The sequence below is a fragment of the Streptomyces atriruber genome (genome assembly GCF_001418325.1).
GTDB classification, from domain to species: domain Bacteria; phylum Actinomycetota; class Actinomycetes; order Streptomycetales; family Streptomycetaceae; genus Streptomyces; species Streptomyces atriruber.
The window spans coordinates 1-3,117 of sequence record NZ_LIPN01000483.1 but is presented as its reverse complement, the minus strand read 5'-3'; the positions used below and the strand labels follow the sequence as shown (position 1 = coordinate 3,117).

The window sequence follows — 3,117 nt, the reverse complement described above, 5'->3', positions numbered from 1 at the left end:
TGCTGGGGGTGCGGGGGTGGCGTCGGCGGAGTAAGTCGTCTTCGTCCGTTACCGAGTGAGAAGGATGCTTATACGTGGTTTAGCGTGTTCGTATGCCTGATCATGAGCCGGAGCCGCACCAGCACGGCGCGCACGGGCGCGTTCCCACCCGGAGCGAGCGGTGGGACGCGTTCAAGCAGTCGCCCTTCCTGCCCGCGATCGTGCTGGTGTTCATCCTGGCGGCCGCCGCCGGGCTCTTCGCCGGGTCGTACACCTTCTCCATGGCGAAGCCCACCCCGCACCACATCCCCACCGCGGTGGTCGACGTGCGGGACAAGGGCGACTCGGCCCGCGGCAAGGCCTTCCTCGACGGCATGGAGAAGGCGCTGAACGCCTCCTTGGAGGTGCACCGGTACGACAGCCGGGAGGCGGCGCGACTCGACGTGGAGGAGCAGAAGGTCTTCGCGATCCTCGACGTGGCCCGCGGCGGGGACAAGGTGACGCTGGACGTCTCCGGGGCGTCCGGCGCCTCCGTCGCGCAGGTGCTCGCGGAGACCGCGCCGAAGGTGGGGGAGAAGGTCGGCGTCCCGGTCGCCGTGCGGGACATCAAGCCGTTGCAGGAGGGCGACCCGCGCGGACTCGCCATCTTCTACATCTCGCTGGCGGCCGTGATCATCGGCTTCGTGGGGGCGATCCAGCTGAGCGTGCACGCGCGCGGGCTGAATCCGGCGGAGCGGATCGGCTTCACCGCGCTGTACGCGCTGCTCGGCGCCTTCGTCATCTCGGCGGTCGTGGACTGGTGGCTGGGGGCGGTGGATCTGCCCTTCGTGGAGTCCTGGCTGATCCTGGCGCTGACGATGTTCGCGTCGGGGATGGTCTTCACGATGTTCAACACGATGTTCGGGCGCTGGGCGATGATCCCGACGTGGGGGCTGATGGTGCTCCTGGGGAATCCGTCGTCCGGGGGCGCGGTGTCGTGGCCGCTGCTCCCTTCCGTGCTCGGGCACATCGGGCGGTGGCTGCCGCCGGGGGCGTCGGTGAACGCGCAGCACACGGCGGTGTACTTCGGCGGGCACCAGCACGCGTTCCCGTTCCTGGTGCTCGGCGGATGGGCGCTGCTGTCCTCGGCGGTGTTCTGGGTATGGCGGCACCGGCATCCGGGCGGGCGGGAGTCCGCACCGGCCCATGCGGTGGCCCCTGCCGGGTAGCACCGGCGGTGGGGGACCGGCGGGAGGGGGGAAAACGACGGAAGCCCCGCCGAGGCGGGGCTTCCGGAAGAGGTGGCTGGGGCCGGGATCGAACCGGCGACCTATCGCTTTTCAGGCGATCGCTCGTACCAACTGAGCTACCCAGCCACGCAGTTCACCGAGGTGATCTGCAAGCGGTCCTGACGGGATTTGAACCCGCGGCCTCCACCTTGACAGGGTGGCGAGCACTCCAAACTGCTCCACAGGACCAAGCGTTGTGCGAGCACTAGTCTCGCACAAGGTGTTGCGTGCCCCCAACGGGATTCGAACCCGTGCTACCGCCTTGAAAGGGCGGCGTCCTGGGCCACTAGACGATGAGGGCTAAGAGGCCCGCCTGGGCGCTTTGCAGCGCGTCGGGGACGTGAGAAGCATATGGGATGCGGGGAGCTATCGCCAAAACGGTTATCGGTGGTCCGCGGGAGGCTCCCCGGAGGACCGGGCGGAGGAGGGGGAGGGCGAGGTCGTGGCAGGTGGTGCGCCGGGCCGGTTCTCCTTGGGGAGATGGCGGCTGACCTCCGCCTTCGTCAGGCCCAGGCCGCCCAGCCTGATCTCGTCCCAGGCCTGCAGCCGCTTGGTCGTGCGGTCCAGGTAGAGGATCGACGCCTGGACCGGATCGGGGTACTTGCCCTCGACCGCGCGCAGCCCGCTGCCGCCCGTCGAACCCTCGATGCGCAGCCGCGTGCCGCCCTCCATGACCTCCATCTCCTGGTGGTGGACGTGGCCCGCGAGGACCAGCGGCACTTCGCCGTCCGTCTCGCGTGCCGCCGTCGGGTTGTGGGCGACGGCCACGTCGACCGGGGTGCCCGCCGCGCGTTCGGCGCGCAGGGCGGAGGCGAGACGTATGCCGGCCATGTGCTCGACCGAGTCGCCGCCGGCCTTCTCCGAGCGGTCGGGGGTGTACTGCGGGTCGCCGATGCCGGCGAAGCGCAGGCCCGCGACGGTCTCGGCCCTGCCGTCGTCGAGGACGTGGACGTTCTTGAAGCGCTGCAGGTAGCGCTGGGTGGTGTGCGAGTCGTGGTTGCCGCGCACCCACACATAGGGCGCGCCGAGGTCCTCGACCGGGTCCAGGAAGCTGTTCTCGGTGGCCGAGCCGTGGTCCATGGTGTCGCCGGAGTCGACGATGACGTCGATGTCGTACTGGTCGACCAGGGAAGAGATGATCTTCCAGCTCGCCGGGTTCAGATGGATGTCCGAGACGTGCAGGACGCGCATGGTGGTGGGGTCCGGCTGGTACGCGGGGAGCGTGGACGTCACGTCGTAGAGCTTCGTGACGTTGGTGACCAGGCGCGCCAACTCCTGCTGGTAGACGTCGAATTCGCTGACGATGCTGCGGGCGTTGCCGACGACGGAGGGGGCGCTGCTGAGCAGGCCGGAGAACTTCGGCTCCAGGACGGACTTCGGGTTCCAGGTGGCGTACGCCGCCGTGCCGGACGCCGCGAGGAGGGTGAGCGCGAGGCCGCCCGCGGCCAGGGCGCGGCGCGGGCGGCGGTAGACGGCAAGGCCCAGTGCGGTCGCGCCGCAGACGACGGCGACGCAGGAGCGCACGGCGAGGTCGAGCGTGCCGTGGCCGACGTCGCGCGCGACCTCGTCCTGGAGGCCGGCGAGCCGCTCGGGGTGGTCGACCAGGGCCTGGGAGCGCACCGGGTCCAGGCGGTCCACGTCGACGTCCAGGCGGATGGGGGCCGTGTGGGAGCGGAGCTCCAGGGCGCCGAGCGGGGAGACGTCGATCTTCGTGCCGCCGGAGACGGACGGGCGCAGGGCCATGCGGGTGTCCATCGGGCCGACCGGCGCGCGCACGCTGCCGATGACGAGCAGTCCCAGCCAGGCGCCGAGCAGGACGACCGTGATCAGGCCGAGGGCGCGGGCGTACGGGTGGGGCGGGCTGACCCTG

General features: G+C 70.5%; 2 protein-coding genes and 3 tRNA genes. 1 reads left to right on the top strand and 4 read right to left on the bottom strand.

The window, feature by feature from the left end; all coding sequences use genetic code 11:
• Positions 1–92: 92 nt before the first annotated feature.
• The gene (locus tag AOK03_RS36590) at positions 93–1,187 is read left to right on the top strand and encodes a DUF3533 domain-containing protein (protein ID WP_055569697.1); all 1,095 of its coding nucleotides are present in this window, start codon (positions 93–95) and stop codon (positions 1,185–1,187) included.
• A 73-nt stretch (positions 1,188–1,260) separates the two neighbouring features.
• Here the strand turns inward: AOK03_RS36590 and AOK03_RS36585 are convergent.
• The 4 genes from AOK03_RS36585 to AOK03_RS36570 all read right to left on the bottom strand — a co-directional run.
• Positions 1,261–1,334: transfer RNA gene (locus AOK03_RS36585), tRNA-Phe, on the bottom strand.
• A gap of 27 nt (positions 1,335–1,361) precedes the next feature.
• Positions 1,362–1,436 (bottom strand) — tRNA-Asp (locus AOK03_RS36580).
• A 39-nt stretch (positions 1,437–1,475) separates the two neighbouring features.
• A tRNA-Glu gene (locus AOK03_RS36575) sits at positions 1,476–1,548 on the bottom strand.
• 80 nt (positions 1,549–1,628) lie between these two features.
• A partial coding sequence (locus AOK03_RS36570; RefSeq protein WP_055569696.1) for a metallophosphoesterase family protein occupies positions 1,629–3,117 on the bottom strand: 1,489 nt, incomplete at its 5' end.